Origin of the sequence: Aeromonas sp. CA23, assembly GCF_002587065.1 — a bacterium.
GTDB lineage: Bacteria > Pseudomonadota > Gammaproteobacteria > Enterobacterales > Aeromonadaceae > Aeromonas > Aeromonas bestiarum.
Genome location: NZ_CP023818.1, coordinates 2,110,320 through 2,137,206, shown reverse-complemented (window position 1 = coordinate 2,137,206; position 26,887 = coordinate 2,110,320). Strand labels below are relative to the sequence as shown.

General features: G+C 63.9%; 31 protein-coding genes. 5 read left to right on the top strand and 26 right to left on the bottom strand.

The genetic code is table 11. The features are described from left to right. Positions 1-48 precede the first annotated feature (48 nt). The 4 genes from folA to CK910_RS10150 all read right to left on the bottom strand — a co-directional run bounded on the left by folA (position 49) and on the right by CK910_RS10150 (position 2,515). Positions 49-543: a type 3 dihydrofolate reductase gene (folA, locus tag CK910_RS10165; protein WP_043556198.1), complete on the bottom strand. Its 495-nt coding sequence runs from the start codon at positions 541-543 to the stop codon at positions 49-51. A 24-nt stretch (positions 544-567) separates the two neighbouring features. Next, on the bottom strand, positions 568-1,035 hold the full coding sequence (locus CK910_RS10160; protein ID WP_098982700.1) for a threonine/serine exporter family protein: 468 nt from the start codon (positions 1,033-1,035) through the stop codon (positions 568-570). Positions 1,036-1,141: 106 nt separating this feature from the next. Next, positions 1,142-1,939: a threonine/serine exporter family protein gene (locus tag CK910_RS10155; protein WP_052159096.1), complete on the bottom strand. Its 798-nt coding sequence runs from the start codon at positions 1,937-1,939 to the stop codon at positions 1,142-1,144. Between the two features lie 234 nt (positions 1,940-2,173). Beyond that, the gene (locus CK910_RS10150) at positions 2,174-2,515 is read right to left on the bottom strand and encodes a DUF3135 domain-containing protein (protein WP_043140058.1); all 342 of its coding nucleotides are present in this window, start codon (positions 2,513-2,515) and stop codon (positions 2,174-2,176) included. Between the two features lie 410 nt (positions 2,516-2,925). Here CK910_RS10150 and mog point away from each other — a divergent pair, with 410 nt between their 5' ends. After that, a complete protein-coding gene (gene mog / locus CK910_RS10145) occupies positions 2,926-3,456 on the top strand; it encodes a molybdopterin adenylyltransferase (protein WP_098982697.1) in 531 nt (176 codons plus the stop codon). Positions 3,457-3,503: 47 nt separating this feature from the next. On the opposite strand, the gene CK910_RS10140 is transcribed toward mog, so the two are convergent. From CK910_RS10140 to CK910_RS10055, 18 genes are all read right to left on the bottom strand, one after another. Further along, positions 3,504-3,920 carry a DUF2541 family protein gene (locus CK910_RS10140; RefSeq protein ID WP_098982695.1) on the bottom strand — a complete coding sequence of 139 codons (417 nt, stop codon included), beginning with the start codon at positions 3,918-3,920 and terminating at the stop codon, positions 3,504-3,506. Between the two features lie 90 nt (positions 3,921-4,010). Next, on the bottom strand, positions 4,011-5,237 hold the full coding sequence (locus tag CK910_RS10135; protein ID WP_098982692.1) for a beta-ketoacyl-ACP synthase: 1,227 nt from the start codon (positions 5,235-5,237) through the stop codon (positions 4,011-4,013). 91 nt (positions 5,238-5,328) lie between these two features. Further along, complete coding sequence (locus CK910_RS10130; RefSeq protein ID WP_043140049.1) at positions 5,329-6,054, bottom strand: 3-ketoacyl-ACP reductase FabG2; 726 nt, start codon at positions 6,052-6,054, stop codon at positions 5,329-5,331. Continuing rightward, on the bottom strand, positions 6,051-6,524 hold the full coding sequence (locus CK910_RS10125) for an ApeP family dehydratase (protein WP_098982689.1): 474 nt from the start codon (positions 6,522-6,524) through the stop codon (positions 6,051-6,053). Before CK910_RS10125 ends, CK910_RS10130 begins: the two co-directional genes overlap by 4 nt. Further along, the gene (locus CK910_RS10120; protein ID WP_098982686.1) at positions 6,521-7,702 is read right to left on the bottom strand and encodes a beta-ketoacyl-[acyl-carrier-protein] synthase family protein; all 1,182 of its coding nucleotides are present in this window, start codon (positions 7,700-7,702) and stop codon (positions 6,521-6,523) included. The genes CK910_RS10125 and CK910_RS10120 overlap by 4 nt, the downstream gene beginning before the upstream one ends. Beyond that, positions 7,699-8,256 (bottom strand): DUF3261 domain-containing protein, encoded by a 558-nt coding sequence (locus tag CK910_RS10115; RefSeq protein ID WP_098982683.1) that lies wholly within the window; start codon positions 8,254-8,256, stop codon positions 7,699-7,701. The genes CK910_RS10120 and CK910_RS10115 overlap by 4 nt, the downstream gene beginning before the upstream one ends. Next, the gene (locus tag CK910_RS10110; protein ID WP_098982680.1) at positions 8,253-10,613 is read right to left on the bottom strand and encodes an MMPL family transporter; all 2,361 of its coding nucleotides are present in this window, start codon (positions 10,611-10,613) and stop codon (positions 8,253-8,255) included. The genes CK910_RS10115 and CK910_RS10110 overlap by 4 nt, the downstream gene beginning before the upstream one ends. A gap of 50 nt (positions 10,614-10,663) precedes the next feature. After that, a complete protein-coding gene (locus CK910_RS10105; RefSeq protein WP_098982677.1) occupies positions 10,664-11,278 on the bottom strand; it encodes an outer membrane lipoprotein carrier protein LolA in 615 nt (204 codons plus the stop codon). After that, positions 11,275-11,700, bottom strand: coding sequence for an acyl-CoA thioesterase (locus CK910_RS10100; protein ID WP_010633047.1), 426 nt, complete (start codon positions 11,698-11,700; stop codon positions 11,275-11,277). The genes CK910_RS10105 and CK910_RS10100 overlap by 4 nt, the downstream gene beginning before the upstream one ends. Positions 11,701-11,841: 141 nt before the next feature. Continuing rightward, positions 11,842-13,404, bottom strand: a complete 1,563-nt coding sequence (locus CK910_RS10095; RefSeq protein WP_098982675.1) for an HAL/PAL/TAL family ammonia-lyase — start codon at positions 13,402-13,404, stop codon at positions 11,842-11,844. After that, positions 13,391-15,094 (bottom strand): glycosyltransferase family 2 protein, encoded by a 1,704-nt coding sequence (locus tag CK910_RS10090; protein WP_098982672.1) that lies wholly within the window; start codon positions 15,092-15,094, stop codon positions 13,391-13,393. The genes CK910_RS10095 and CK910_RS10090 overlap by 14 nt, the downstream gene beginning before the upstream one ends. Next, positions 15,091-15,462, bottom strand: coding sequence for an ApeI family dehydratase (locus CK910_RS10085; protein ID WP_098982670.1), 372 nt, complete (start codon positions 15,460-15,462; stop codon positions 15,091-15,093). Before CK910_RS10085 ends, CK910_RS10090 begins: the two co-directional genes overlap by 4 nt. Beyond that, complete coding sequence (locus tag CK910_RS10080) at positions 15,446-16,816, bottom strand: AMP-binding protein (RefSeq protein ID WP_098982668.1); 1,371 nt, start codon at positions 16,814-16,816, stop codon at positions 15,446-15,448. Before CK910_RS10080 ends, CK910_RS10085 begins: the two co-directional genes overlap by 17 nt. Then, a complete protein-coding gene (locus CK910_RS10075; protein WP_169047518.1) occupies positions 16,813-17,400 on the bottom strand; it encodes a hypothetical protein in 588 nt (195 codons plus the stop codon). Before CK910_RS10075 ends, CK910_RS10080 begins: the two co-directional genes overlap by 4 nt. Before the next feature lie 19 nt (positions 17,401-17,419). Further along, a complete protein-coding gene (locus tag CK910_RS10070; RefSeq protein ID WP_043138192.1) occupies positions 17,420-17,668 on the bottom strand; it encodes an acyl carrier protein in 249 nt (82 codons plus the stop codon). Positions 17,669-17,671: 3 nt separating this feature from the next. Continuing rightward, on the bottom strand, positions 17,672-17,938 hold the full coding sequence (locus CK910_RS10065; protein ID WP_043138189.1) for a phosphopantetheine-binding protein: 267 nt from the start codon (positions 17,936-17,938) through the stop codon (positions 17,672-17,674). Positions 17,939-17,955: 17 nt separating this feature from the next. Next, positions 17,956-18,714 (bottom strand): lysophospholipid acyltransferase family protein, encoded by a 759-nt coding sequence (locus CK910_RS10060; protein WP_098982661.1) that lies wholly within the window; start codon positions 18,712-18,714, stop codon positions 17,956-17,958. Then, positions 18,699-19,412, bottom strand: coding sequence for a beta-ketoacyl synthase chain length factor (locus tag CK910_RS10055; RefSeq protein WP_098982658.1), 714 nt, complete (start codon positions 19,410-19,412; stop codon positions 18,699-18,701). The genes CK910_RS10060 and CK910_RS10055 overlap by 16 nt, the downstream gene beginning before the upstream one ends. A 250-nt stretch (positions 19,413-19,662) precedes the next feature. Here CK910_RS10055 and CK910_RS10050 point away from each other — a divergent pair, with 250 nt between their 5' ends. The 3 genes from CK910_RS10050 to CK910_RS10040 are packed head-to-tail and all read left to right on the top strand — an operon-like array spanning position 19,663 to position 21,412. Beyond that, positions 19,663-20,055: a hypothetical protein gene (locus CK910_RS10050; RefSeq protein WP_043138183.1), complete on the top strand. Its 393-nt coding sequence runs from the start codon at positions 19,663-19,665 to the stop codon at positions 20,053-20,055. 18 nt (positions 20,056-20,073) lie between these two features. Then, positions 20,074-21,150: a methyltransferase gene (locus CK910_RS10045; protein ID WP_098982656.1), complete on the top strand. Its 1,077-nt coding sequence runs from the start codon at positions 20,074-20,076 to the stop codon at positions 21,148-21,150. A 46-nt stretch (positions 21,151-21,196) separates the two neighbouring features. Next, positions 21,197-21,412: a hypothetical protein gene (locus CK910_RS10040; protein ID WP_043138177.1), complete on the top strand. Its 216-nt coding sequence runs from the start codon at positions 21,197-21,199 to the stop codon at positions 21,410-21,412. Between the two features lie 37 nt (positions 21,413-21,449). On the opposite strand, the gene CK910_RS10035 is transcribed toward CK910_RS10040, so the two are convergent. Both CK910_RS10035 and CK910_RS10030 read right to left on the bottom strand, forming a co-directional pair. Then, positions 21,450-22,205: a DNA/RNA non-specific endonuclease gene (locus tag CK910_RS10035; protein ID WP_098982653.1), complete on the bottom strand. Its 756-nt coding sequence runs from the start codon at positions 22,203-22,205 to the stop codon at positions 21,450-21,452. 249 nt (positions 22,206-22,454) lie between these two features. After that, a complete protein-coding gene (locus CK910_RS10030) occupies positions 22,455-23,432 on the bottom strand; it encodes a cytochrome-c peroxidase (protein WP_098982650.1) in 978 nt (325 codons plus the stop codon). A 449-nt stretch (positions 23,433-23,881) separates the two neighbouring features. Here CK910_RS10030 and CK910_RS10025 point away from each other — a divergent pair, with 449 nt between their 5' ends. Beyond that, on the top strand, positions 23,882-24,607 hold the full coding sequence (locus tag CK910_RS10025) for a carbonic anhydrase (RefSeq protein WP_098982648.1): 726 nt from the start codon (positions 23,882-23,884) through the stop codon (positions 24,605-24,607). 259 nt (positions 24,608-24,866) lie between these two features. On the opposite strand, the gene CK910_RS10020 is transcribed toward CK910_RS10025, so the two are convergent. Next, positions 24,867-25,775 (bottom strand): pseudouridine-5'-phosphate glycosidase, encoded by a 909-nt coding sequence (locus CK910_RS10020; protein WP_098982646.1) that lies wholly within the window; start codon positions 25,773-25,775, stop codon positions 24,867-24,869. After that, entirely contained in the window at positions 25,769-26,860 is a 1,092-nt protein-coding gene (locus CK910_RS10015) for a PfkB family carbohydrate kinase (protein ID WP_043161981.1), read from the bottom strand. Before CK910_RS10015 ends, CK910_RS10020 begins: the two co-directional genes overlap by 7 nt. Positions 26,861-26,887: the final 27 nt, after the last annotated feature.

Here is a 26,887-nt window from a genome sequence, read left to right as displayed (position 1 = left end):
CTGTGCAGCACGAGGGGCTTTTCGGCTTCAACGGTTATTCAATGCGGTTCAACGCCGCTGCCAGGTTTCGAAGCAGTAGGGATGGGGGTTCTTCTCGTCGGGCTCATGGGGTTCTCGCTCAACGCAATGCCACTCGTCCTCCTCGAAGGCGGGGAAGCGGGTATCCCCTGCCACCGCCAGATCGATTCGGGTCAGATAGAGGCTGTCGGCCCGGGGCAGCAGCTGACCATAGAGATGACCGCCACCTATCACCATCAGCTCGTCTACCGCCTGACCGTCGGCCAGCAGCGCCAACGCAGCCTCGACCGAATCGACCACTTCCACCCCGTCGGCCTGGTAATCTGGGTTGCGGCTGATCACCAGATTGCGCCGCCCTGGCAGCGGCCGACCTATGGATTCGAAGGTCTTGCGCCCCATCAACACCGGCTTGCCCAGGGTCACCCGCTTGAAGTGGGCCAGATCCGCCGGCAGGTGCCAGGGCATCTGGTTATCCAGGCCTATCACGCGATCGTGCGCCATGGCGGCAATCATGGAAATCTTCATGGGGTCAGCCTCTCACACCGTCTGTCAAATAATGGGCCGGTTACGGTACACGACCAGGGAGGGGATCGCCAAACCGAAACTGAGGGCCCCCACGATGAAGAGTGCCTTGAGCCCGTTCTCCACCGCACTCTGGATAAGATCCATGGTCACCCCGGAGATGTTGAGCTCCACCACGGCGATCATCGCCTTGAACGCATAGCTGCCCGGGATCATGGGGATGATGGAGGCGACGCTGAACACGGGGCGCGGCGCCAGCAATCGGCGCGACCAGTAGACGCAGACAAAGCCGACCGTGGTTGCCGCCGCCAGGGTAGCCCACTCGATGGGCATGCCGTAATGAATGAGCAAGGTACGCAGGCTGTGGGCCAGGGCACCGCCCATGGCGCAGTACTTCAACATGCGCGGCGGCACGTTGAACAGCATGGCAAACCCTACCGCCGGAATGGAGGACCAGAAGGCATCCTTGGCCAGCAACCAGACAAAATCCATCATACCTTCCACCCCCAGATCCCGGTGACCGACATGGCCAGAATAATGCCGGTATTGATCCGTGCGCTGATGGACAGATCCTCTTGAGTCAGCATCGAGTCAACAACCATCATACTTTCCACCCCCAGATACCGGTCACCGACATGGCGAGAATAATCCCTATCGCCGCGCTGATGGTGAGCAGAGTTGCGGTGCCCCAGCGCGCCAGCCCCATGTTGAAGTAACCCTTCACCATGTCGGAGACCGCATTGATGAGCGGGAAGCCCGGCACCAGCAAGAGCACGCTGGCGGCCATGGCGAGATAGGGCTGGGCGCCCCAGTTGAAGAAGGTGGCACTGGAGGAGAGCAGGGTGGCGATGAAGCCGGTCGCGGCAAAGTTGATGAGCGGGCTGTGGTGATGGCGGGCGATCAGCTGGCGCACTCGCATCGCCACGGCAGAAGAGAGGCAGGTCACCAGGAAGATGGGCCAGTCGCCGCCAAACAGCAGGCTGAAGGCGCCGCAGGAGAGCCCCACCATGGGCACCACCAGCCAGGGGTGGTAATGAAACGGCACTATGCCGTCGAGCCGCTGACGCACCTCGCGCGCACCGATCAGCTCCTTCTCCGCCATGATGCAGATACGCTGGATCTCGCACACCACCTGCATGTTGATGCCGTGCTCCCGCACCCGGCGGGTGGTGGTGACGCAACTACCCTGATAGAGGCTGGTGAGCACTATGGCGCTGGAGGAGATGGCCATCTCGACGCTCTCCAGCCCCAGCGCCATGCCGAGCCGGACCGTGGTCTGCTCTATGATGCGACTCTCGGCCCCGAACTGGGCCAGCATCTGGCCCACCTTGACGATGATACGGGTGATCTCTGTCTGCTGCTCCCGCGACAGCACCCGTCTTGGTGTGATACTTCTCATAATCCCTTCGAGTCGTAGCAAAAATTAAAGTATCGCCATATTAGCCTAACTGTCGGCGCCATACATCCACACCGATCACGGCAATAATCAATTTTTAATAAAACAGCGAACGCCACGAAAATACATCAAATAGATTACAAATCACCCCAGATAAATTAACGTCGGCAAGCGGACCTCACCCGATGAAAAATATATAATGCGGGATATTATTCAGCCATTCCATCAAGAGGATATTTATTTCTTCTTGCGATAATAATCGAAGAAAGAAACCACATTATTTTCTCTATAGACGGGAGCCTGGTCGGCATAGAGATTGGCATTAAGCTGGATCATCTCGCTGCGCATGGAATAAAAGGAGTCGTGCATCATGGCCGCAATACGAATACAGCTATCCATGTTGTTCTTGGCCAATTGACGCTGACAGTCGATACGAAACTGCAGGCCGCGCAATCGCTGCTGCTGCTCCGGACTGACCCGGTCGATCAACCCCTCTATCTGCTGGCGCAGCAACTCGTCGAGCCGCTCCGGCTCCGCCACCGCCAGTCGCCTCAAGGTATCAAAATCAGGCAACTCCATATGCCCTCCCGCGGCCAGCCGCTGCATGGTGATACTCAAACAACAACGATCAGTACAAGATTCAACCAACCGTATAATGAGTTATATAAGACGATTGCCCTCCAGGTTCAATCCATACCACGGCCTTTCGAGGCTGACTGCGCCAAAAAATGACCGCCGTTCGGGGAATCATTTTCTTATTCGTTATGGATCAACCAATTAATCATCAATATGGCGACTGTCTTCGTTTATACATTTTTAGGACGGCAATGCCGGAGCCTTATGTCTTATTGAAAGGGCATCGGCAAGATTGTTTGTCATTCGACACTCCATCTTGTGCCCCAGCCTCGCCAACCCCTGACCTCGTTTAACATATCTCACTGATTATGTTATTTTATTTGCCACTTATTCCAGGCAACCAAGAGCAGACCATGAGCAAGGCAAGAATAGGCATCGTCACCGTCAGCGATCGCGCCAGTGCAGGCATCTACGAAGACCTCTCCGGCAAGGCCATCATAGACACGCTGAACGCATATTTGACCTCAGAGTGGGAACCCGTCTATCAGGTGATCCCGGATGAACAGGATCAGATCGAGGCGACCCTGATCCGGCTGGCGGACCAGGAGCAGTGCAGCCTCATCGTCACCACGGGCGGCACAGGCCCGGCCAAGCGGGATGTGACCCCAGAGGCCACCGAGGCGGTGTGCGATCGCATGATGCCTGGCTTTGGCGAGCTGATGCGGGCCGAATCTCTCAAGTTCGTGCCGACCGCCATTTTGTCGCGCCAGACCGCAGGCCTGCGCGGCAGCTCCCTCATCGTCAACCTGCCGGGCAAGCCCAAGTCCATCCGCGAGTGCCTGGATGCCGTCTTCCCCGCCATCCCCTACTGCATCGACCTGATGGAAGGGCCCTATCTCGCATGCGACGAAGCCGTCATCAAGCCGTTTCGCCCCAAGAAATAAGACCTGAGTGGACGGGGTGCTCCCCGTCCATCTCTTATTTGCGGTATTTATTTGCGGCCGTATACCTTGACCCCTGCCTTGCTCCCCTCCGAATTGCCATAGACCTCGATCCGCTTGATGCAGAGCCGGCTGCCGAGGGATTTCCAGCCGGACTCCTGATCCTCTTTCAGATCCTTGTCGAAATTGAGGGTCTTGCTGCGATCATTGCCGTAAAACACCTTGACCCTGTCCAGGGTCAATTCCCGTCCCGCCTTGACCATGATGGACTTGGCCGGTCGGCAGACGATGATGGGAATAATGGCGGCATGATCGCCGACACCGAGCAGCATTGTGCTGCCCAGCCGAAATTCATCATCGGCCATGACAGGTGCGGGCAGCGCCAATAAAAGGGTGGACAGCAAGAGCGCATTGAAGCCGCAGCGCAGCTGTGGTTGCACTGCGAAAACAGCAGATGGAACGGACATTATGCCTCCCGAAAAATGGGAGGCATATTAATTCATCAAGGCTAAACCCAGGCTGTACCGGCGCCCTGCCCGCAGGCAAGGCGCACGGCCTCAGGACCAGCGTTTGAAGATGAGGGAGGTGTTGATGCCGCCGAAGGCGAAGTTGTTGGACATCAGATAGTCCACCGCCAGCGCGCGGCCATCACCCACCACATGATCCAGCGGGGCACAGGCCGGATCCGGCTCGGTCAGGTTGATGGTGGGGGCAAACCAGCCCTCCTGCATCATCTCCAGCGACAACCAGGCCTCGATGGCACCGCAGGCGCCCAGGGTATGGCCGAAGAAGCTCTTGAGCGACGATATGGGGGTCTTGTCGCCAAAGATGGCGGCGGTGGCGTGGCTCTCGGCTATGTCGCCGCGCTCGGTGGCCGTGCCGTGGGCACTGATGTAGCCGATGTCGGCGGCCTTGAGCCCGGCCTGGGCCAGCGCCATCTCCATGCACAGCTGCATGGTCTCCTGCTGGGGCTGGGTCACGTGGGCGGCGTCGCAGTTGGTGGCAAACCCCACCAGCTCGGCAATGATGGTGGCCCCGCGCGCCTGCGCATGTTCCAGCTCCTCCAGCACCAGGGTGCCCGCCCCCTCGCCTATCACCAGACCGTCCCGCTGCCGATCGAACGGCCGCGGCGCCAGCTCTGGGTTGTCGTTCATCTGGCTGGTGGCAAACAGGGTATCGAACACCACGGCCTCAGACGGACAGAGCTCCTCCGCCCCGCCGGCCACCATCAGGGTCTGATAGCCGTGCTTGATGGACTCGTAGGCGTAGCCAATCCCCTGGCTGCCGGAGGTGCAGGCGCTGGAGGTGGGGATCACCCGCCCGCGCAGGCCGAAGAAGAGGCCGGTGTTGACCGCCGCCGTGTGCGGCATCATCTGCACATAGGTGGTGGCCGTGATGCTGGCGGTACTCTTGTCGTTGAGCATGACCCCGAAGGCGCGGATAGGATCCGTGCTGCCGGTGGAGGAGCCATAGGCGATGCCGGTGCGACCGTCGGTCAGCACCGGGTGGTCGATAAGCCCAGCCCGCGCCAGCGCCAGCTCGCTGGCCACGGTCGCCAACTGGGAGACCCGCCCCATGGCCCGCGTCTTCTTGCGCGGATAGCTGGCAGGCAGCACAAAATCGGCAATGGGCGCCGCCAACCGGGTGTTGAGTCCCTCGTAGATGGCCCACTCTGGCATGGTCACCACCGCATTGCGCCCCGCCTGCAACTTTGCCCGCACGCTCGGCCAGTCCTGACCGAACGCCGTCACCCCGGCCATGCCGGTTACTACTACCCGCTTCATACCATACCGCCATTCACAGAGATAAGCTGGCGTGCCACAGAGACAGCGCCATGTTGAACCGACATCAGGCAAGTGCTTATAAGCATTCGCGTCATACCATGCCCCCGTTGATGGAGATGACCTGGCGCGTGACATAGCCGGCGATGTCCGACATCAGGTAGGAGACCAGGCCGGCCACCTCGTCGGCCTGTCCCATGCGCTTGAGCGGGATCAGCTTCATCGCCTCCGCCTGCACCTCTTCATCCACCATGCCGGTGTCGATGAGGCCGGGCGCTACGCAGTTCACCGTTATTTTGCGTTTGGCCAGCTCCAGCGCCAGCGCCTTGGTGGCCCCCATGATGCCCGCCTTAGCGGCGCTGTAGTTGACCTGGCCACGGTTGCCCATCAGGCCGGAAACCGAGGAGATGGTCACTATGCGGCCGCCCCGGCGCAGGCCTATCATCGGCATGATGCAGGGCTTGAGCAGGTTGTAGAAGCCGTCCAGATTGGTGTGCAGCACCCCGTCCCAATCCTCGTCGGTGAGGGCGGGGAAGGCGCCGTCACGTATGATGCCGGCGTTGCAGACCACACCGTAATAGGCGCCGTGTTCGGCCATGTCGGCTTCCAGCCGCTCGCGGCAGCCCTGGCGATCGGCGATGTCGAACTGGATCAGGCGCCCCTGTCCCCCGGCGGCTTGCAGGCTCGCCAGGGTAGCCTCGCCACCGGCGCGGTCGCCGTGGTAGTGCACCACGACGAGAAAACCATCGGCGGCCAGCTTGAGGGCGATGGCGCGGCCTATCCCCTTGCTGGCGCCCGTGACCAATACGCTAGAGATCATGAAACGTCCTTCGCTAACAAATCGGATAATTCGCCGGGTGCGGGCTGATAGGTCGAGAGGCGCGCGGTGGCGCACTCCTGCCCATCTTGCAGGATCCGGCAATCGAAACTGGCCATGCCGCCGTCTTGCAACAGACAGCTGGCCTCTATGGTGAGCAGGGCCCCCGCCGCAAAGCGGGTGGGCTGGCAGCGGTACTTGCGGGTGCCGAGCAGCATGCCGATGCGCACCGGCTCGCCGCGCAATCGCCCCTGCATGCCGGCCCAGGCGGCTATGGTCTGGGCCATCAGCTCTATGCCGACCCAGGCGGGCAACGAGCCCTCGCCATCGAGCAACAAGGCGTGCCGGGCGCCAACCCGGGTCTCGCAGCACACCCGGCTCGCATCCACGGCGCAGAGCCGGTCCAGCAGCAGCATGGGGGCCTGATGGGGCAAGAGAGCGTCGATGGCGGGCAGCGGTACGAGCTCATTCATGAGGGTGATAGTCCAAACAGCAGGCTGACATTGTTGCCACCGAAGGCAAAGGAGTTGGAGAGCACCCTGGGTGCCGCCAGCAGCGTCTCGTTGCTCACCAGCCGGATGGGAGCCAGCGCCGGATCCGCCGTCGTCACCCGCTGGGGCGGCAACGGCAGGGCCCGCTCCAGCAGCAGGCAGGCGAGCGCGGCCTCGATGGCACCGGCCGCCCCCAGGGTATGGCCGGTGAGCGGCTTGGTGGAACTGCAGGGCACCTTGTCGCCGAACAGGCGATGCACGGCCTGGCTCTCCATGGCGTCATTGAGGCGGGTGGCCGTGCCGTGCAGGTTGATGTACCCCACCTGCTCCGGCGTCACGCCCGCCCGGGCCAGCGCCATCTGCATGGCCGCCTCGGCACCCACGCCCTCTGGGTGCGGGGCCGAGATATGCCAGGCATCGGACGACTCGCCCGCCCCCAGCAGCGCCAGCGGCGCAGGCGTGCGGCTCAGCAGAAACAGCGCCGCCCCCTCGCCTATGTTGATCCCCTGCCGGCCGTTGTCGAAGGGCTGGCAGAGGGCGCCGCTCAGGGACTCCAGGCTGTCAAAGCCGTTGAGGGTCAACCCGCACAGGCTGTCGGCACCGCCCACCAGTACGGCGTCCACCAGTCCGGCCGCCAGCATCCGCTGACCGCTGATGAAGGCGCGGGCGCTGGAGGAGCAGGCGGTAGAGAGGGTGTAGGCGGGCCCTTCCAGGCTGAGATAACGGCTCAGAAACTCGGACGGGGAGCCCAGCTCCTGCTGGCGATAGTCAAAGGCCGGGGGAATCGCCTCCCCCCGCCGGGCGGCGGCGATCGCCAGCTCGGCCTCGCCGATCCCGGCTGTGCTGGTGCCGAGCACCAGGCCTACCCGCGCGGGGCCAAACTCCGTCAGCGCCTTGTCCAGTTCTGGGCGGATCTGGGCCAGCGCCGCCAGCAGCAGGCGGTTGTTGCGCGAAGCATAAGGGGCCAGCGCCGCCGGTATTTCCGGCAGCGCACCTTCTACCCGCCCCACCGGGGTCAACCGACCATCCAGCAAGGTCTGGTTGTGGCGGGTGAGCGGCGTCATCCCCTCTGCCTGCCAGGCCAGCAGAGCCTCTGCGCTGGCATCCCTGTCCTCCCCCAATGCCGAAATGAGGCCGTAGGCCGCGATATAACAACTCATTGGCTCAGAGTCTCCAGCTGCAGACGGTAGTGAAACACATGCTGTTGCAGACTGACCGGCTCCCGCACGCCGCCCTTGTCCTGGTACCCGATCTCGGTGACCAGGGCGCCATCGGGGGAACGCAGCCGGCGCGTCAGCCCTTCGTCCCGCAGCGTCCAGCCCGGCGGCAGCTGCGGTTGCCAGCTGGCCAGCGGCCAGTAGCAGAGCATGACGTCCGCCAGCACCTGGGTCACGGGCGGCATGCCGGTGGCGAGCAGCGGACTCAGCTGCTGAGTCGCTATGCCCTGCTGATCGTAACGCACCCGAAACAGCCGCACCCCGCTCGGGGTCAGGCCGACCAGGGTCAACTGGCTGCCATCGGCCTCCAGCACAGTCATCAGCTGATGGGCGCTCTCACCCACCGTGGCCGTCAGCAACTGCTGGCGATAGAAGGGGGTGGCAAGCACGGGGGCCGGCAGCGTCATGACGCTGCTCTTGTCGAGATAGGCGGTGGGGGCCGGCTGGCTGCTGCAGCCCCCCAGCAGGAGGATGAATAATGCGAACACTGATCTCATAGTGGCTCCGGCTCCCGGTCATCCCGCACTGGCGGGCTGAATACCGGCTTGTCCAATCCCTGTTTATCCAGCACCAGAGGTGACAACAGGAAGGCAGTAAAGATACCGCCACTCAGCACCAGACCGAAGCCCGCGATGGCAGAGGTGTGGCTCAGCGCCAATAAACCGAATGACAACTGGGTGGTCAGGTTGGCGAGCAGGATGGCGAACTGGGTCGAGCGTTGGCGCAGGAGATCCCGGCCGCAGTAGGCAAAGAAGAGGCTGTAGTCGATGCCGATGCCGAAGATGAGGCTCATGGCCAGCACTCCGAACAGGGTGAGCGGCTGCCCGCAGGCGGCCAGCAGGGCCAGGCCGGCCCCCAACGAAAAGCCGCTGACCAGCAGGATCCGCGCGCTCTTGCGCCAGCCGAACCGGACCCACAGCAGCACCCCCACCAGGGCGATCGCCAGCAGCAGCAGTTCGGTCAGCTTGATGCGGTAGTGGGCAAACAGCTGGCTCCACTGGTTGCGCGGATCCTGCCAGAAGACCCCCTCCTGCCCCTGTGCCAGCGCTGCCACGGCGGCAACATCCGTCACCCCGTTCACCGGCAGCCAGAGCGCGACCCGACCATCTGGCAGCTCATGCCAGAGCAGCCGGCTGCCCTCGCTGACCGGGCTGGCCAGCCACTGCGCCGGCAGCAATGGCTGCCAGGGTCTGGGCTCGGCCTTGACCGGCACGCCAGCCTGATTGAGCCGCGCCACCACTTCGGGCAGCAAGCGAGTGAGGGCGGCATGATCCGCCCGCTGCCGTGCCAGAGACGGCAGCCATTGCGTCAGTGGCACAAAGTCCGCCAACTGACCCTGCGCCTTGGCCTGCGCCAGCTTGTGGCCAAGGGCCTCGAGGCGCTGCAACGCCGTCTCGCCATCTGCCGCCGTCACCAGAAAGCCCGTCATGCCGCCCTGCTGGCCGGTGAGGCGCTGGATCTGCCGCTCCTGCGCCTGCAGCTCGGTGGGCAGGGGTTGCAGGTGGGCTATGTCGTCATCCACCTCCAGCCGGCTCAATCCCGCCACTATCAGCGCCAGGCAGAGCAGCGGCACGCCCCAGCGCAAGACACGCCGTTCCCGCCACCACGTGAGCCAGAGCGCCATCGGCACCAGGATGCGCGCCTCCCGCTGGGGCAAGGCACCGAGCCAGAGCGGGAACAGGCAGAGCACGGTAATAAACGAGGCCGTCAGACCCACCAGGGCGCACAGCGCCATCTGCTGCAAGCCGGGGAAGGGGGCAAGCCAGAGCAGGCCATAGCCGACTAGGGTGGCGAACAGCGCCATCGAGAGGCTTGGCAGCAAACGGGCGCGGGTCTGGTGAGGGCTCTCCTGCAACCCATGCAGGCGCCGCTCGGTCAGGAAGTGGATCCCGTAATCTATGATGCCGACCAGGCTGGAGCTGATCACCAGGGTGAACATGTGCACCTCGCCAAACCACAGCAGCACGGCCAGCACCCCCCAGACGAGGCCGATGGCGATGGGCAGCAGGGAGATCCAGAGCGCCCGAAACGAGCGAAACGCCAGCCACAGCAGCAGCAAGACCCCGACCGTGGAGCCCAGCCCTATGGTGGAGATGTCTTCCTGGGCCAGCTCACTGGCATGCTGGCTGTAGAAGAGGGTGCCACGGCGCAGCAGCTCCACTCCCGGAAACTCGGCCTTGAGGTTCTGCTCCGCCTCGTTGAGCCGGTTCAGCAGCTCGGTATTGCGAGCGAGATCGAAAGCCGAGAGATCCAGCTCGGCTCGCAGCAGAAACCACTGCCGCCCCGTCTCGTCCTGACTCATCAACCAGTCATGATCGAGGCGCAGTGTGCTCGTCATCTGACCCTGCACGCCGGCGCGGGTCAGCAGCAGGGGATCTGCCTGCCACTCGGCGCGGGAGACACCGCCGAAAGGGCTGTAGATCTGGCCGAGCACCCACTGGCTCCAGGCCTCGGTGCCGGCGGCCAACCTGGCCCGGCTGCCCTCGTCGAGGCGCTGCCAGGCGTAGTCATGGATGAAGCCTTGCCAGGCGGGGGCCAGCTCCGGCTGGGCACCGCGCACAGCGCCGAGTTCGGGCAGGGCCTTCAGGGTCTTTGCCCACGCCTGCGCCGCGGGGCGACCATCCTGTCCCGCCGGCAGGCTCAGCATCCAGACCAGCTGCTTGTCGATCTGGCGCAGCAGGCCACCCCGCAGGGCCGGATCCAGCGTGGATCGCTCCTCGTGGGGCAGCAGATCCATCAGGCTGGTGTTGATGCGGCTCTGGGAGAGCTGCCAGCCAAGCAGCGCCACCGCCAGCAGGCTGAGCAGCAGCCAGAGGTATGAGAAGCGGCGCCAGGCGGTTTCAGATTGCAGCAAAGTCGATTCTCCCGGCCAGACCACGGGCAGTGGCAGGGCGCGATACGGGTCTAGTGGGCAGCAAAGCGGGCCTGCTCCTCAGGGGTCAGTGGCAGGCTTCGCTCCTGCCAGGCGCTGAAACGGATGCGGGTGCTGTCACCCTGCTTGTCGGCGATGATGAGCTGATCCAGCTGCCCTTGCCCGCTCAGGGTGAGGCTGGCGAACACCTTGTCCAGCGGCGTCAGGGTTGGCACCAGCAGCAACTGCCAACCCGCCTCCGTGCTCTGAAAATCGATCTTGAAGTAGCGGCTCAGGGTCGCCTCGTCCGAGCCGAACAGCGCCAGCAGCATCTGGCTGAATTCGAGCAGTTGCGGACTGTCGATGACGGTGGCGGGCTGACCCGCCACCTGCTGCACCATGCGTTGCGGCGTCAGGGTCAGGGTCAGGTCAAAGGGCTTCTGCTGCTGCCACCAGAGACCCAGATCGCGCACCAGCAGCAGCTCGCCGGAGGCCTTGAGCGGCTGGCTCAACCCCGCCACCTGCTTCTCCTGCTCGAAATGGGCGTGTCTGACCGGACTCAGGGTCAGCAACTGCTGCACCTGGTCACGGCTCAGGGGGGCCGCCTGCAGCGGCCATGTCAGCAGCAGGAGCAGACCGGTCAGCAGCGGCCTTGTCAGCCGGCTCATTGGCTCACCCCCAGCTTGTCCAGCAGCACCTGGGGCGAGGCCAGGCACATCTCGCCGCTCGCCTTGCTCACCGCCACCTGGATGCTGTAGCCCTTGCTGGTGCGGGTGCCGCTCGCGGCATCGCTCAGCAGGTAGTCGATCTTCAAGCGGTTCTGGTATTCGGTCAGGGTGGCGCGCACCCGCACCCGCTGGCCGAAGCGCAGCGGTGCCAGGTACTTCATCCGGGTGTCTATGATGGGCCAGAGGTAACCGGAGGCCTCCATCTGCGGGTAGTTGTAATCGATGAGGTCGAGCAGGGCGCAGCGGGCCAGCTCTATGTAGCGAAAGTAGTGGCCGTGCCAGGCGACCGCCATCATGTCCACATCGTGGAAGGGGATGGTCACCTCGACTTCGGCGCTGATCTGCCAGGGTTCTTGCTGCATGGTTTTTCTCACAAGTAGTGCCCCCCCCAGAGCGACACAACCACCATGTCCACATCGTGGAAGGGGATGGTCACCTCGACTTCGGCGCTGACTTGCCAGGGTTCATTCTGCATGGGTTGTCTCATCAATAGTGACCTTGTTTCAGTCCTGGCTCGGCCCATAAAGCGGGTAGTGACGCTGACGGAGACGGGCGATCAGCGCCCTGAGCTCCTGCTCCAGCGCCCTGTCTTCCAGCAGAGGCGCAAACTCGGCCCGCACCTGCTGCACCATATGGGCCAGGGCCGAGCTGAGCGGCCGGGTGAAGGGCGTGGGCTGGGCCAGGCGCAGCTCGACCCCCTGTACCGCCGCCAGCAGGCAGGCGGCCCCGACCTGTTCGGTCAGGGTCAGCACCCGCAGGGCATCGCGCGCCGCTATGGTGCCCATGCTCACCTTGTCCTGGTTGTGGCACTCGGTGGAGCGGGAGAAGACGCTGGCGGGCATGGTCTGCTTGAGCGCCTCCGCGGTCCAGGCCGAGACGCCGATCTGCACCGCCTTGAAGCCGTGGTTGATCATCTGCCGCCCGGCCGGCGCCCCCGAGAGGTTGCTCGGCAGGCCGCCGTTGAACTTGGTGTCCACCAGCTGGGCCAGCTGGCGATCCAGCAGGTCGGCCAGATTGGCGATGGCCGTCTTCATGCTGTCCATCGCCATGGCGATGTGGCCGCCGTAGAAGTGGCCACCGTGCATCACGTGCTCCCCCTCCCCGTCGATCAGCGGATTGTCGTTGGCGCTGTTGAGCTCGTTTTCGATGAGCTGGCGCCACCAGGGCAGGCTGTCGGCCACCACGCCTATGACGTGGGGGGCGCAGCGCAATGAGTATCTGTCCTGCAGCCGGTCGCTGTGGCGCGGCAGCTCGCCGGCCACCAGATCTTCCCTCAGCCAGGCCGCTATGCCCTGCATGCCGGGGTGAGGCTTGGCGGCAAACAACCGCTCGTCGAAGTGGAAGGCGTTGCCCCCCATGGCGACGCTCACCAGCGCCGTGATCCGGGTCGCCAGTTGCATCAGGTAGTCGGCACGGGCGTAGGCGAGACAGGCCAGCGCCGTCATCACGGAAGTGCCGTTCATCAGCGCCAGCCCCTCCTTGGGTCTCAGGGTCAGGGGGGTCACTCCCAGCTCCCGATAGACCTCGGCGGCGGGGCGCAGCCGACCCTGTTGATGAAGCTCGCGCTCCCCCACCAGCACGGCGGCAACGTAGGAGAGCGGCGTCAGATCGCCGCTGGCGCCGACGGAACCCTCTTGTGGTATGCGCGGTATGAGATCCTGCTCCAGCAACCAGCAGAGCCGCTCAAGCAAACCCGGGCTGACGCCGGAGACCCCCTGCGCCAGGGAGCAGAGCCGGGTCGCCAGCACGGCGCGACCGGCATCCAGCTCGAGATCCGCCCCCAGCCCGCAGCCGTGGAAGCGGGTCAGGTGCAGCGGCAGCTCGGGCACCAGTTCGGCGGGCACCGGCCGGGTCACCGAATCCCCGTAGCCTGTGGTCACCCCGTAGATGACCCCCTCCTCGGCCAGCAGCCGGTCGAGGAAGTCGGCCCCCCGCTGGATACGGGCCATGAAGGCAGGATCCCGGTTCAATGCCGGGCGGGCACGACGCTCTGCCAGCGCCACCACATCTTCGATGGTCAACGGTTCGGCGCCGAAGGTGACGCACTTCATCTCACTCTTGTTCATCGGTCAGCTGCCAGAAATCAAAAAAGTTGAACCAGTCCAGCGGGGCGCGCAGGCAGTGATGCTGCAGGCGATCGGCATAAGCCTGCACCCGGGACGCGAGTATCTGTTGTCGCCCCTGGCGCGGCAGGCTTAGGCTGTCGGCAAAGGGCTCGAAATGCACCCGAAAGCGCCCCTGCTCCTTGAGGCCGAACATCAGGTAAACCGGGCAACCCAGCACGCTGGCCAGGGCAAAGGGACCGAGGGGAAAGGGGGCCGGCACGCCGAGGAAATCGGCCCAGACCACCCGCTTCTCCCGGGTCACAGAGGTGCGATCGCCGACGATCACCACCCACTCCCCCTGATCCAGCTTCTCCTTGAGCAAGATGGCGGTATCGGCCCCCATCTCCTGCACCTGGATGAGGTTGAGCCGCGAATCCGGGTTGATCTGCTTGAGCAGGGCGTTGAAGCGGGCCGCGTGGCGGGTGAAGACCAGTGCATTGATGCGCACCTCCCCCCGGCGACTGCCAAGGGCCCGGCACAGCTCGAGATCGCCGAGGTGAGAGCCCAGCAGCAGCAAGCCCTTGCCACTGTTGATGGCTGCCTCGTAGTGATCCCTTCCCACCAGCTCGACCTGATCCTCGGCTATGTCGCCGCGCCAGCCGGCCAGCTTGTCGAGCGCCGCCTCGCCAAAGCGCAGGAAGTGGCGAAAGCTCGATCTCGGCTCAGGGGGGAGCCGTATGCCCTGAGCGTGGGAAAAGGCCTCGATCCGGGCCAAATAGGCTTGGGATGCCTGACGCTGGGTGCGGCCGGTCAGCCAGAAGTAGCCGATGACGGGGTAGAGCAGCAGGGAGAAGCCCCGTCGCCCCAGCAGGCGGTAGCTGGCCAGCATGATCTGCATGCCGAGCAGGGAGCCGCGCTCAGGCGTGCGCGACCAGTGGGTACGGCGCTCGCGCCATAGCCGGGCCGCCCATGCGCCGAGGCGGCGGGGCCCGCTCGCCAGGCGCAACAGCAGATCCCACAACAGGCGGCACACCAACCGGGTGTGCATCCATGAAATATCGCGGTTGTCGCGCCAGAGCTGGAAATGGGAGCTGCCATCGGCGGGATAGATGACACGGGTCGGCACGAAACGCACCGCTACCCCGGCCCAGTGCAGGCGCACCATCACCTCGGTGTCAAAATCCATCCGCCTGCCGAGTGCCACCCGTTCGAGCAGCGCGCAGCTGGCCGCCAACGGATAGACCCGAAAGCCGCACATGCTGTCCTTGATGGCAAACGACAGCGTCTCGATCCAGACCCAGACATGGGTGATGTAGCGGCCATAGAGGCGCCCCTTGGGCACGGAATCGTCGTAGACAGGCCGCCCCGAGATAAGCGCCTCCGGGTGCTTGCCCGCCTCGGCCAGCAGGGCCGGAATGTCTGCCAGATCGTGCTGACCATCGGCATCCACCTGCAGGACGTGGCTGAAACCGAGGCCATGGGCGTGGCGCAGCCCCGTCATCACGGCGCCGCCCTTGCCCTGGTTGTGCGAATGGCGCAGCAGGGTGACCCAGGGGTGGCGGGCGGCCAGCGCATCCAGCGCCGCGGCGGCGACGGGTTCGCTGCCATCGTCGATCAGCAGGCAGGGCAGCTCATATTCGGCCAGCCGATCCAGCACGGCGGCCAGCGGACCTGCGTGGTTGTAACAGGGGATCAGGATGCAGGGCGTCATGGGATGAAGCGCACCCGTCCGCTGCTCGCCGGCTCATCCCCCAGCGTATAGCTGAAAACGAGCTGATCCTTTTGTGGCTGCCACTGCAGGCTCAGGCTGCACTCGGCCCCCGGCCGCAGCGGGCGCTGAAACTTGAGCTGATCCAGCCCGTGAAACGGCAACTCCAGGTTGAGTCGGCTGGCGGCATAGTGCATGACCCAGTGGATCTGGGTGACTCCTGGCAGCAGGGGCGCCCCGGGAAAGTGGCCCGCAAACCAGGGCAGCTCCGGATCGAGCCGCAGGTGCAGGCGCACGCCATCGGCCAGCGTCTCACAGCCCAGCACTGTCGGCAGCGAGTTCATCGGCGGCGTGTCAGCAGAGAGGCTCATCGAACAGCTCCTTGAGTTGTGGCCAGGGGCGCTTGCCCTGGGCGTTGACGGGCATGCTCTCGACCCGGCGCAGGCTGCGCGGCAGGGCGACCGGTTCGAGCCAGGGGCGCAGCTGCTGGCGCAGGGCCAGCAGGAAGCGGCCCTGACCCAGTTCGGCCCAGCGGACGACCCCAACCTCGCTCAGCACCAGCACGGCGCCGAGGATCTGACGCTGGCCCTGCTGCAGAGGCAGCACGGCGGCCTGCTCCACCTCAGGCAGGGCTTGCAGGCGCGCCTCCACCTCGTCGAGGGAGATGCGCTTCTCCTCCAGCTTGATCACCCTGTCCTGGCGCCCCAGCAGCTCAAACCCGGCCCCCATCATCAGGATGCGATCGGCGCAGGCCAGCCAGTCGTCCTCTGCCAGAAAGGGGGAGCGCAGCAGCAAGCCCTGATCCGGGCCGACCCGCACCTCGACCCCGGGCAAGGGGGTCCAGGGGGTCTGCGCCTGATGGCGCTGGCGCCAGCCGATACCGCCAGTCTCGCTGCTGCCGAAGATCTCCACCGGCAGCTGGCCGAGCAGGGCCCGGGCCTGATGGGCATCCTCGGGTTGCAGGGGCCCGCCGGAGGAGACGATAAGGCGGCAGCCCGCGGCGGGAATGGCCGGATCGAGCCGGCTGAGAAAAGCGGGGGAAGCGATCAGCGCCCAGGGAGCGGTTTGCACCGCCAGCTGCTCCGGATAATCGATGCTGCGGCGATCGAACGGACGACCCAGGGCCAGCGGCAGCAGGATGCGAAACAGCAGGCCGTAGATGTGCTGGTGACTGACGCTGGCCAGCACCCGGGTATCGGCCAGAGCCTGGCCCCAGAGCGCCATCTGCACCCGCAGCTCGGCTTCCAGCTGGGGCCAGGCTTTGGGGATCGCCTTGGGCTCGCCGGTGGAGCCCGAGCTGAACAGGGTGAGATCGAGATGTTCGGGAAGCCGGCTGGCGTGCTCTGCATCCAGCTCGCCATGAGCGTCGGCCAGCGGCAGCCGCAGCTGGGGCACATCAAGCCCATCGGCTGGCAGCTCGCCATCTGTGAGCAGGCCGTCAAACTGATCCCGCAGCGCCAGCAGCCCGGCCAGCCGTTGATGGCCCGGCAGGATGGCCCGGTACCCGCCGAGGGCGCAGGCCAGCAGGGCCTGGGCAAACAGCAGGCTGTCATCGAAACAGAGTGCCCAGCGCATGCCCGGCCGATCTGGGCCGGCCAGACGGGCCATGGCCCGTGCCAGCTGCAGGCTGCCAAGACGCAGCTCGGCCAGGGTCACCTCGCCACCTTGGCCAAACGCCACCAGCTGGTCGTCGTCCCGCTGCCAGAGAGTCTGCAGCAGGGTCATGGGGCCAGCCTCTTCATCAGTCGCCGGCGTACCAGATACTCCCCAGCCATCAAAGCACCCATCAACCCATAGCTGATGAGGCCGTTGTAGAGGCTCCAGAGCGCCAGATCGCCATACCAGATGGTGAAGGCCGCCAGGGCACCGTTGACCACGAAGAAGCCGCACCAGATCTGGGTCACCCGCCGGGTGTAGCCGATGGCGACATCCGGCAGGCGGGGATCCTGCAAGCGGGCCAGCCGCTCCACCAGACTCATGGGACGGGTCAGGCTCCAGCCAAACAGGCAGAGCAGCGCCAGACTCACCGCCAGCGGGTAGTAGAGCAGCCAGTGACGGGCGTTGAACAGGGCCGACAGCAGGGTCAGCCCCAGCCCGATGCAGGCCAGCAGGCGGCCCAGCCAGAGCCACTCGGGCAAGGGGCCGAGACGGGCCCTGCCCTTGAGCAGACCCGGCAGCAGCCGCAGCGAGAAGATGACCAGCAGGCCAAGCAGCAGCGGGGTCTGACCGGCACGGGTCAGCCCCCAGTAAACCGCCAGCGGGTAGAGCAGCAGGGCGCCACCGGCCAGCCAGGAGAGCCAGCGCGTCATGGGCGGGGGCGCACCGGCATCAGGCGCCGGCGAGCAGACGCTCGACCGCATCCACCACGTCATTGACGCTGCGCACCGACTTGAACTCCTCCGGCTTGATCTTCTTGCCGGTCAGTTTCTGCAGGTGCACCACCAGATCGATGGCGTCTATGCTGTCGAGCTCGAGATCCTGATAGAGACGAGCCTCGGGGGTAATGGCCTCTTCATCCACCTCGAACAACTCGACGAGGGCAGCCTTTATCTGGGCAAAGATGTCGTCACGGGTCATGGCTCAGGCCTCCCCTTTCGACTGGGCCTGCACCAGGGCGACCAGGGCCGCGACTGAGGCGAAGTGACGACGGGTATTTTCATCCTCGGCGGAGAGCACTATGCCGTAGCGGCCCTTGATGGCAAGGCCCAGCTCCAGCGCATCGATGGAGTCCAGTCCCAGGCCGTCACCGAACAGCGGCGCCTGGCTGTCTATATCCTCAGGGGTCAGCCCCTCGAGGTTGAGACTGTCGATGATGAGTTGTTTTATCTCTAGGTGCAGGTCGTGCATAACTGTTCCATACGCTGTCATTGGGGCCCCGTTTGCAGGGCCCGGGTGAGAAACCGGGTCAGCTGGCGCGCGGCCAGCGCACTGCTCTGGTCGGTGGCGACCACCTCGTCTGCCGCCACTTGCGGCAGGAATTCTATGGTGAAAGTCGGCTTATTTTCCGGGATCTTGAACCATTTGTCCTGTTTGGTGAGAAATCGGGTGCTGCAGTGGATCCGCACCGGCTGCAGGGGCACCCGGCTGCGCACCGCCAACTGGGCCGCGCCGCGCTGCAGCTTGATGGGTTCCCCCGGCGTGGTACGGGTTCCCTCCGGGAAGATCAGCAGCAGGCCGCCGGCCTGGATCCGCGCCATGCACAGGGGCAGGAGGCGCTCCGCCTCCACATTGGGCAGGTAATCGGCCGCCCGCACCACGCCGCCCACGAAGGGGTTGCGCCAGAGGGACTGCTTGACGATGCAGTCGCACACCGGCATCTCGGCCGCCAGCATGACGTAGTCGAGCAGGCTGGGGTGATTGGCCACCACCAGGGCGCCGCGCAAGTCGGCGGGCATGCCGCTCACCCGATAATCCAGCACGCCCCAGCCACGCAACACCCCGAGAAACAGCCGAAAGCTGTGACGTATGGTCAGCTGGGCCAGGGTCCGCCGCCGCTCCCCGCGCAGGCAGAGCGCCAGCAGCGGAAACCAGCACAGGGAGAGCAGCAGGCCGCCCACCCCGAACAGGGTGAAGCCAAGGGCCGTGCCGATCAGCCGCCAGCCCCGGTTCAGCGCCGCCGCCATGTCCACTCCTGGCGACCATCACAAAGGGTCAGGGTCGATTCATGCCGCAGCAGGGCCCGCCAGAAGGCCAGACTCTGCGGCAGCGGGCGGACGGCAGACTCGACTGTGCGACGTGCCCCCTCGCAGCGCCACTCGTCGCCGGCCTGCAGCACCAGCCCCAGCGCATGGGGCGGCGCCTCGTCCGGCAACCAGGGGCGATGAAACTCGGGCACAGGCCCCTCGAACGCCACCAGCAGCACCCGGCTGGCACCGGCGTGCAGCGCCGCCACCGCCTCGGTGAACCCCGCCATCAGCCCGCCCTCTCCCGCCGCCAGCGAGGTCATGGGAATGGCGGCCTTGCCCTGAATGGAGCTAAGGCCGGCGGCCGTGTTGTGCACCGACATGGAGAAATCGGTAGGGGACAGCGCCTGGCCGTCCGCCAGCGCCTGCAACAGGGTCACAGAACGGGCCAGCTCGCCGTGGCGGCTGACGAAGATGGCGTAATCGACGGGATGGCGAGCCAGCAGGCTCAGCCCCACCTGCACCGCCAGCCGGGAACCCTGGCTCAGGCGGCGCGCCATCATCATGGGCAGCAAGGGGGTCGCGGGGAACGGGGGGTCGGCGGGCCATTGTCCCTGCCGTGCCCACGCCTGCCAGTCGAGTTCGTCGACAAGACCGGGTGACAGAGCCTGACTATCCTGCAGCGAAAAAGAGAGCATATTTCAGGCAACCTGTCCTTGACCTTGGTGTGAGCGCTTGGACGATAAAAGGCACTCACCCGGCGGGCAGTGCCTGCTCCCTGGGGATTATCCACCGGAGTCATCACATTAATACCGCGCGAATAATACCATTATTCATCAAAAATAATAGCTGGCGCGGATTATCCGTTGGCATTGTGATTGAAAATAAATGATTTGTGTTGTCTCATTGCCGGGCTCCATTTATTGAATGTCCTCGCAAGGAAATATTATGAAACTCATTAATAAAATATCCCTGTTACTGGCCTGCGCCCTACTGGCCGCCTGCTCCACCAGCCAGCCCATTCGCAATATGGCCGCCAACCCGGTTGCCTTCAATCTGACCGAAGATCAGGTGGCCAGCGCCATTATCACGGCGGGGATCAGCAAGAGCTGGGTGATGAAAAAAGAGAAGCCGGGACTTATTCGTGGCCAGGTCAATGTACGCCAGCATCAGGCGGTGATCGATATTCCATATAGCAGTCACGACTATTCCATTAATTATGTGAGCAGCATCAACCTTGATGACAAGGGCAAGGGCAGCATACATCGCAGTTATAACCGCTGGGTACTGGGTCTAAATCAGGCCATCCAGACCGAACTCGCCCGCGCACAGAGCCGTTAATCCGGCAGGAGCCACCCCGTGAACCATTATCAGGCAGACCCCTACAACGCGCTGGAGGCCATAGGCGCGGCCCAGAAGATCGCCTTCGGGCCCATGCTGTTCCAGGCCAGCTGGTGTCTGCGTGAAACCGGGGTGCTCGCCTTTCTCGAGACCCGTGGCCAGCAGGGCGCGCCGCTGGCGGACATAGCCCAGGCGTGCGAGCTGAGTGAATATGCGGTCAGCGTGCTGCTGGACATGGGGCTCGGCGGCGGACTCTGCTACCTGGCCGACGAGCGCTATGTGCTGGGCCGGGTCGGCAAGTATCTGCAGCACGATGCCATGAGCCGGGTCAATCTCGACTTCACCCAGCACGTCTGCTATCAACCCCTCGCCCATCTGCTCGACGCCATCCGCGACGGCACGCCGGCCGGTCTGCAGGAGTTCGGCCCCTGGCAGACCCTCTACCCGCACCTGAGCGAGCTGCCCGAGCCTGCCCGCAGCAGCTGGTTTGCGTTTGATCACTTCTACTCCGACTGGGCCTTCCAGCAGGCACAGGCGAAGGTGCTTGGCTATGAGCCGCGCCACCTCTACGATCTGGGCGGCAACACCGGCAAGTGGGCCATTGCCTGCGCCAACCGGGATCCCGCCCTGCGGGTCACCATACTGGACTTGCCCGAGCAGCTGGCGCTGGCCAGGCTGAATATTGAAGAGGCGGGTCTCAGCGATCGAGTGCAGGGCCATCCGGTGGATCTGCTGCAAGCGGGTACCCTGCCCGGCGAGGCCGATCTCTGGTGGATGAGCCAGTTCCTCGACTGCTTCAGTCACGAACAGATAGTCGCCATCCTGAACCGAGTCCGGCTGGCCATGCAACCGGACGCCAGGGTCTGCATCCTGGAGCTGTTCTGGGACAGGCAGACCTTCGAAGCCGCCAGTTTCAGTCTCAACGCCACCTCCCTCTACTTCACCTGTCTGGCCAACGGCAACAGCCGCTTCTATCACTCCAAACAGATGTACCAGTGCCTGCGCGAGGCGCATTTCCACGTGGAGGAGGAGCACGAGATCCCGGGCCCGGGCCATACCCTGCTGGTTGCCCGCCCGCTGCACACGAGGCCATAATGCCGTCATCGGCATCAAGATGATGATGAAACGAGGAGGAGCACACATGACGCCTAACTACCTGGCACTGCTGGCACTCGGCCTGACCCTGGGCGCAGTGACCGGCGGCTGTGCCGACATCAAGGAGGCGGGCAGGACAGTGGGGCACACCACCCGCAACGTGACCCGCGAGATTGGCCACACCACCCGGGATGTGACCCGTGAAATCGGTCACGGCACCCGGGATACCGTCAAAAAAATTGGTGACGATCTGAACGACTGACAACAGGGGCCAAGGCCCCTGTTGTCATTACCGCGAGTCAGTTGCCCCACATGGCCATCAGCCGGGACTCCATGGCCTCTTCCTGTTCATCCGGCAGCTCGGTGAAGAAATCGAGCCCGGTCTGCTCCTCCACCGCATCCACAGTCACTATGTAATCCGCAAGCTTGCTGGCCGACACGTTCTGCTGCGGCAGGACGAAGGCGATCGCCTCCTGGTTGGCCACGTCCATCACCACCCGGTAGTAGGCGTGGGGCACTGTCACACCGTTGCCGATGGCACCATCGGAGTTGGTGAAGATGGGGCCCGTGATCACCTGCACATCCTGATAGGCGATGGCCCACTGGCGAGTCTTCTCCTCCAGAATGCGCCAGGCCCCCTGATTGAGCGCCGGCAACTGCGGGGTCATGTTGGTCAGCAGGAAGCTCTGCTTCATGGTGGTGGCGGTGGAGCGCATGTCCGCCGCGGGCGCCTGGTGGCCGCGGTCATAACCCGAGCCCTTGTAGTCCGCCAGGGTGGCGCGGAACTGCACCGGCACCTCTTTGTCTTCGGCGAAGGCATCCTTGCGCGGCACCTGGCCCTGGGCACTGGTCGCCGTCATCCGGTAAGAGACCCAGTCAGAGACCTTGGTGTCATAGTTGTAACCGGCGGCGTAACCGTCCCGGCACAATAGCTGACTGGATTGGCTGGGGACCCCGAGCTTGACGTGGTCCTTGCACTGGAAGCCCGCCGCCAGGGTCGGGAATGTGGTGAGAGTGAATCCGATAGCCAGAACTAATTTATTGATATTATTCATTATTATGCCACTCCTTGTATTAGGCGGAGTGATTTGACACCAGGTCGGATGAGTTAGGCAATCGAACAGATTGTGAGCGTGTTGAAATTGTGAAGAGGGCTGCAAATCGGTGAAATCCCCGTCGCCAGCTGGGGGATTGTCATCCCCTTGTCATTATGCTGAATACTGCACTTTGGCAGTGTTATCAGAGAGATAGGGCCATGAAAAAGCGGGGCATCAGCCCCGCTCGATTTCAGAATCACGACCCGGTCAACTCTTGACCTGAGGCCTGGGGGTGTCGGGTTGGGAGGGCGGCAGGATCGGCAGCACTATCTGCGGCTGCTCGCCGGTCAGACTCTTGAGGTAGGCAGTCATGTCGTCGGCCTCCTGCTCGCTCAGCGCCTGACCCAGCTGGATGTCCGCCATTATCTGCACCGCCTCCTTCAGATCCCAGACTGAACCGTCGTGGAAGTAGGGGTAGGTCAGCTCTATGTTGCGCAGGGTCGGCACCTTGAACCAGCCGATGAACTGCTTCTCGCCGGTCACACCGCCACGGCCCAGGGCCGGGTTGTCGGTCTTGAACGGCTTGACCAGCCCCATCTTCTGATAGGAGTTGCCGCCGATGGCCACCCCGTTGTGGCAGGCGGTGCAGCCCTTCTCCTTGAACAGCTGATAGCCCTTCAGCTGCTGCGCCGTCAGCGCCTTGTCGTCGCCCTTCAACCAGAGATCGAATGGCGCATTGGGGGTGACCAGGGTCTCCTCGAAGGCGGCGATGGCATCCGTGACCTCATCGATGCCGAAGTCCGCCTTGCCGTAGACGGCGCCGAAACGGGTGCGATATTCGGGCAGGGTGTGCAGCGTCTCCACCGCCAGCTTGTGGGTGAAGGCCATCTCCAGCGGATTCTCGATGGGGCCCGCCGCCTGCGCCTGCAGATCCTTGGCGCGACCGTCCCAGAACTGCACGAAGTTGAGGCTGGAGTTGAGCACAGTGGGGGAGTTGATCGGCCCCTCCTTCCACTTGTGACCGAGGGAGCTGACCTGATTGTCCACCCCGCCGGTGGCCAGGTTATGGCAGGAGTTGCAGGAGATGGCGTTGGATTTGGAGAGCCGCGGCTCGAAGAACAACATCTTGCCCAGCTCGACTTTTTCCGGCGATGCCACCTTGGGTACCTCTACCGGTTGGACCGGTTCAGCCGCCCACCCCATCCCGGGCAGACCCAGCGCCAGCAACAGATAATATTTATTCATTTTTTCTCTCCCTTGTGACTGTGCATAACAGCAGCATCAGCCTGACCGGGAAAGCCTGCTTATTATTTGTTCAAGATCAAATGAGACCAACAAAAACCACATTAAAAACAATGAATTAATATATTACAGGCGGATCGGTGGCGGGGACTTGCGAGCCAAAAAAAGAGCTGAATTCTGATGTATGAATTATGAGCAAATTCATCTGAGATGACAGCCAATTAATTAGATTGCTGTCATTGAATAAAGCGATTATTCAATATGCAGTCGCTGCCGACTGTTAATTAGATTCATATTAAATGCATCATAAATATGATCGGTAATGCGGCTGTTAATAATAAACAATCCGGTCTGACATTCTGTATCCCGCATTTCAGATAATGCCATCCCCTGTTCCTTCACTTATTAAGGAAGCGGATGGCTGTGCTTTTCAATCAAGATAAGGATGTATGATGAGAAAGTCCCTGTTGGCCTGTGCCCTGTTGCTCTGTCCCACCGCCTTCGCTGCCGCCCCGCATTGGGAATACAGCGGCGAGGCCGGCCCGGCGCAATGGGCCAAACTGACCCCCGAATTTGGCCAGTGCGCGGGCAGCAACCAGTCGCCGGTCAACCTCGATGGTCTGGTGGAGGCCAAGCTGGCCCCGCTGCAGTTTCACTACCTGGCGGGTGGCCAGAGCGTCACCAACAACGGCCACACGGTACAGGTCAGCTATGCCCCGGGCAGCTCGCTTGAGCTCGACGGCATGCGCTTTGAGCTCAAGCAGTTCCACTTCCACGCCCCCAGTGAAAACCTCATCAAGGGCAAATCCTACCCGCTGGAGGGGCACCTGGTGCACGCCAACGCCAAGGGGGAGCTGGCGGTGGTGGCCGTGATGTTCGAGCCGGGCCACGCCAACCCGACGCTGAGCCAGGCCTGGCAGCAACTGCCGGCCAAGGCGGGCGAAAGCCGGTCGCTGGCAACGCCACTGTCGGCGGAGCAACTGCTGCCCACCAACCGCGACTACTACCGTTTCAGCGGTTCGCTGACCACACCGCCCTGCTCGGAAGGGGTGCGCTGGCTGGTGATGAAACAACCGGTACAGGTGAGCCAGGCCCAGATCGACGCCTTCAAGGCGGTGATGCACCACCCCAACAACAGACCCGTGCAGCCGCTGCACGGTCGGCTGGTGTTGCAATAACCCACCCTGGCGATCACAGAGCAGAGATAGAAAAGAGGGCCAAGAGGCCCTCTTTTTCGTTTGCAGAAACTGATTACAGACTGGCGGCGATACGCGCCCCCAGGGCGGCGTTGTTCAGCACCAGCTGGACATTAACGGCCAGGGAGTTACCGCCCCGGACTACCCGTTACAGACTGGCGGCGATGCGGGCCCCCAGCGCGGCGTTGTTCAGCACCAGCTGGACATTAACGGCCAGGGAGTTGCCGCCCCGGACTACCCGTTACAGGCTGGCGGCGATGCGGGCCCCCAGCGCGGCGTTGTTCAGCACCAGCTGGATGTTGGCCGCCAGCGAGTTGCCGCCGGTCAGTTCGCATACCCGGGCCAGCAGGAAGGGGGTGGACGCCTTGCCCTTGACCCCCTGCTCGTCCGCTTCCTGCAACGCCTGCTTGATCGCGGCATCTATGTCTGCCTTGGGCATGGCAAACTGGGTCGGGATCGGGTTGGTGACCACGGCGCCGCCGGCCAGTCCCAGCTCCCACTTGAGGCGCAGCGCCTCGGCGATTGCCGCCGGGCTCTCCAGCCGGTAATCCACCTTGAAGCCGCTCTCGCGGGTGTAGAAGGCAGGCAGCTCATCGGTCTGATAGCCGATGACGGGCACGCCCTGGGTCTCCAGGTACTCCAGGGTCAGGCCGATGTCGAGGATCGACTTGGCGCCGGCGCAGACCACAGCCACCGGGGTCTGGGCAAACTCCTGCAGATCCGCCGAGATGTCGAAGGTCTCCTGGGCGCCGCGATGCACGCCGCCGATGCCGCCGGTGGCAAACACCCGGATCCCGGCCATGGCGGCGATGATCATGGTGGAGGCGACCGTGGTCGCGCCCAGCCCCTTGTTCGCCAGCACGAAGGGAATGTCGCGGCGACTGCACTTGGTGGCGGCATGACCGGCCCGACTCAGCGCCTCCAGCGCCCCCGCATCCAGACCCACCTTGAGGCGGCCATCCAGGATGGCGATGGTGGCCGGCACGGCGCCGTTGTCGCGCACGACTTGCTCTACCTGACGCGCCGTCTCCACGTTCTGCGGATAGGGCATGCCGTGGGAGATGATGGTGGACTCCAGGGCAACGACGGGTTTGCCGGCGGCCAGGGCCGCAGCGACTTCAGGTTGGATATCGAGGTAAGCGTTCAACATGGGTACTCCTCCAGCATGCGTTCAACGGCGGCCTTGGATAGGCCGGAAAAGACGGTATCGGAACAATTGACGGTGAGGGCGGCGCAGCCGAGAGCGAACCGGGTCGTCTCCATGATGCCCTGCTCCTGCAACCAGGCGTGGGCCAGCCCTGCCATGAAGGCATCGCCACCGCCGGTCACGTTGACGACCGGGCTGCCGAGCACGGGCAGATGGCCCTGGCACTCCCCGTCGCTATAGAAAATCCCCTGATCGCCGAGACTCAGGAACAGCCGCTGCACCCCGGCCCGGTGGAACCAGGCCGCCGCCATGGGCCAGGTATCGGGCCCGGCTATGGTGAAGCCGCACAACTGCTCGGCCTCGCTGCGATTGGGTTTGAGGGTGTGGATCCGGTGCAGCCAGGGGCGGATCTTCTCCACCTTGGCCACCGAGACGGTGTCGACGAAGATGATGTGCTCGCCCTGGCGCTCGAACAGCCAGTCCAGGGTGTGGGTGGCGAGGTTGGTGTCGAGCACCCAGAGCCGGGCCGCCCCGAGAAAACCGCTCAAGGGGGTGAGCCGGGCCGGTGTCAGTTGATCGATGATCGCCATGTCGTTGACGGCGCAGCTCATCTCGCCGCTGCCATCGTGCAGGCTGAGGTAACAGGAGGTCGCCTGGCCGTCCAGCATCAGCACCTGGCGCACGTCGACGCCGGCGCGCTGGGTCACGTCCAGCAGGTGATGACCGTATTGATCGTTGCCCACCGCGCTCAGCAGCCGGGTATCTGTACCGAGCCGCGCCAGGTTCTCGGCTATGTTGCGCCCCACCCCGCCGGCGGAGGTGCGAACCTTGCCGGGATTGGAGTCGCCGATGCGCAGGTTGTCGTGGCTGCAGCCGCAGATATCCATATTGGCGCCGCCGATCACCACGGCGTAGGGCCCTTCCCGCAGCACATAACCGCGCCCCTGCACATAGCCCTGGCGCATTAGGCTGGAGATGTGGCTCGCCAGCGCCGAGCGGCTGATGCCGAGCCTGTCCGCCAGCTCCTGCTGGGCAATCATGGGGTCCTGGCGCAGCAGGGCGAGGATCTCTTGCTCACGTTCCGTCATAGACAAACATCCAGTTACAAACGTTTG

Coding starts and splice junctions, on each gene's coding strand:
- CK910_RS10155 (WP_052159096.1), bottom strand. CDS start 1,939: ATGAGAAGTATCACACCAAGACGGGTGCTGTCGCGGGAGCAGCAGACA.
- CK910_RS10105 (WP_098982677.1), bottom strand. CDS start 11,278: ATGAGCCGGCTGACAAGGCCGCTGCTGACCGGTCTGCTCCTGCTGCTG.
- CK910_RS10080 (WP_098982668.1), bottom strand. CDS start 16,816: ATGACCCTGCTGCAGACTCTCTGGCAGCGGGACGACGACCAGCTGGTG.
- CK910_RS10040 (WP_043138177.1), top strand. CDS start 21,197: ATGACGCCTAACTACCTGGCACTGCTGGCACTCGGCCTGACCCTGGGC.
- CK910_RS10125 (WP_098982689.1), bottom strand. CDS start 6,524: ATGAATGAGCTCGTACCGCTGCCCGCCATCGACGCTCTCTTGCCCCAT.
- CK910_RS10090 (WP_098982672.1), bottom strand. CDS start 15,094: ATGACGCCCTGCATCCTGATCCCCTGTTACAACCACGCAGGTCCGCTG.
- CK910_RS10075 (WP_169047518.1), bottom strand. CDS start 17,400: ATGACGCGCTGGCTCTCCTGGCTGGCCGGTGGCGCCCTGCTGCTCTAC.
- CK910_RS10055 (WP_098982658.1), bottom strand. CDS start 19,412: ATGCTCTCTTTTTCGCTGCAGGATAGTCAGGCTCTGTCACCCGGTCTT.
- CK910_RS10140 (WP_098982695.1), bottom strand. CDS start 3,920: ATGTCCGTTCCATCTGCTGTTTTCGCAGTGCAACCACAGCTGCGCTGC.
- CK910_RS10015 (WP_043161981.1), bottom strand. CDS start 26,860: ATGACGGAACGTGAGCAAGAGATCCTCGCCCTGCTGCGCCAGGACCCC.
- CK910_RS10115 (WP_098982683.1), bottom strand. CDS start 8,256: ATGAGATCAGTGTTCGCATTATTCATCCTCCTGCTGGGGGGCTGCAGC.
- CK910_RS10050 (WP_043138183.1), top strand. CDS start 19,663: ATGAAACTCATTAATAAAATATCCCTGTTACTGGCCTGCGCCCTACTG.
- CK910_RS10100 (WP_010633047.1), bottom strand. CDS start 11,700: ATGCAGCAAGAACCCTGGCAGATCAGCGCCGAAGTCGAGGTGACCATC.
- CK910_RS10070 (WP_043138192.1), bottom strand. CDS start 17,668: ATGACCCGTGACGACATCTTTGCCCAGATAAAGGCTGCCCTCGTCGAG.
- CK910_RS10060 (WP_098982661.1), bottom strand. CDS start 18,714: ATGGCGGCGGCGCTGAACCGGGGCTGGCGGCTGATCGGCACGGCCCTT.
- CK910_RS10065 (WP_043138189.1), bottom strand. CDS start 17,938: ATGCACGACCTGCACCTAGAGATAAAACAACTCATCATCGACAGTCTC.
- CK910_RS10085 (WP_098982670.1), bottom strand. CDS start 15,462: ATGAGCCTCTCTGCTGACACGCCGCCGATGAACTCGCTGCCGACAGTG.
- CK910_RS10135 (WP_098982692.1), bottom strand. CDS start 5,237: ATGAAGCGGGTAGTAGTAACCGGCATGGCCGGGGTGACGGCGTTCGGT.
- CK910_RS10025 (WP_098982648.1), top strand. CDS start 23,882: ATGAGAAAGTCCCTGTTGGCCTGTGCCCTGTTGCTCTGTCCCACCGCC.
- CK910_RS10160 (WP_098982700.1), bottom strand. CDS start 1,035: ATGATGGATTTTGTCTGGTTGCTGGCCAAGGATGCCTTCTGGTCCTCC.
- mog (WP_098982697.1), top strand. CDS start 2,926: ATGAGCAAGGCAAGAATAGGCATCGTCACCGTCAGCGATCGCGCCAGT.
- CK910_RS10120 (WP_098982686.1), bottom strand. CDS start 7,702: ATGAGTTGTTATATCGCGGCCTACGGCCTCATTTCGGCATTGGGGGAG.
- folA (WP_043556198.1), bottom strand. CDS start 543: ATGAAGATTTCCATGATTGCCGCCATGGCGCACGATCGCGTGATAGGC.
- CK910_RS10095 (WP_098982675.1), bottom strand. CDS start 13,404: ATGAACAAGAGTGAGATGAAGTGCGTCACCTTCGGCGCCGAACCGTTG.
- CK910_RS10020 (WP_098982646.1), bottom strand. CDS start 25,775: ATGTTGAACGCTTACCTCGATATCCAACCTGAAGTCGCTGCGGCCCTG.
- CK910_RS10030 (WP_098982650.1), bottom strand. CDS start 23,432: ATGAATAAATATTATCTGTTGCTGGCGCTGGGTCTGCCCGGGATGGGG.
- CK910_RS10130 (WP_043140049.1), bottom strand. CDS start 6,054: ATGATCTCTAGCGTATTGGTCACGGGCGCCAGCAAGGGGATAGGCCGC.
- CK910_RS10150 (WP_043140058.1), bottom strand. CDS start 2,515: ATGGAGTTGCCTGATTTTGATACCTTGAGGCGACTGGCGGTGGCGGAG.
- CK910_RS10035 (WP_098982653.1), bottom strand. CDS start 22,205: ATGAATAATATCAATAAATTAGTTCTGGCTATCGGATTCACTCTCACC.